Below are 1,008 nucleotides of genomic sequence, written 5' to 3' on the forward strand. Positions count from 1 at the left end.
TCTTTTGTTCAGACGTTGCCAGATAGAGAAATGATCGTTTGGGATATGTATTCAAACCATATGTCACAAGAAAATATCGGGAAGAAAGTCGGAGTTACTCAGACTCAAATCAGCCGTATATTAAAACGAATCAACGAAAGAGCTGCAGCTTTCGGGAGAGCGCAGGGAGTTGCAAAGTAGTATCAATTTTGAAAGTTGTACAGAAAGGTGGAATTACATTTTGTTGTGGTTATGGTGTCTTATAGGGTATTTAGCGGTTACAGTTTCCGCTTTATGTTTACTATACAGAATGTATTCTTCAGCTTGTAACTGACGGAAGCGTTGGTTCAAACTTTAATGTTTCTGCTGGAATTAATTTAATTAAATTATCATGATAATTTAATTATGTCATAAGTTGATGACACATGTTTTTTTAAAAAACTTATTTATTAAGGTTTTTTAGTGTAGTTCTTTCTATATCTCTTAGTAAGGTTTTCCACGTTGCAATAGTTGAGTAGTATTTTTGCTATTGCAGCGTGGAATTTGACTGATTTGGGCATGTCGCTAAGTCGAACAGACCAAAAACGAGGTTAAGTTGTTCGACTTGAATTAACAATTATATCAGTCTAACCGCCAGTTTTATTGTTCAAAACAATATTAAATATTATGTTATTACAAACACTACAATTCTTAAAATATATTATAGGATTAGTCAATGGTAAGCGGAACGAAGTGAGCATTAAGGAGTTGGCTGACTCACTATACTATCATCAAATCCTCTTATAATTTTGTGTATTAGGATAATAGAAAGTACCATTTGTATCCCCGCATAAAGTGTGGGGATTTACATAAAGAGAAGATACATCGATGAGTGTTACTTAAATGAAGAATTTTTAATTAATAAAATTCTTATTGTATTAAGAATAAATAAAAGAACCCGTCTTTCATAAATGGATTCTTCCCTTAGGGCATACAAGAAATTCAAGGTAACTGGACCAGAGAAACCTGTGGAATTTCTTGTGATATTAA

1 pseudogene is annotated in these 1,008 nt (G+C 32.7%); it reads left to right on the forward strand.

Annotated elements, in window-relative coordinates:
• A pseudogene (locus CO726_RS31065) lies at positions 1-180 on the forward strand (Trp family transcriptional regulator); the annotation flags it as partial.
• Between the last annotated feature and the right edge of the window lie 828 nt (positions 181-1,008).

Origin of the sequence: Bacillus fungorum (assembly GCF_002746455.1) — a bacterium.
Classification (GTDB): Bacteria; Bacillota; Bacilli; order Bacillales; family Bacillaceae_G; genus Bacillus_A; species Bacillus_A fungorum.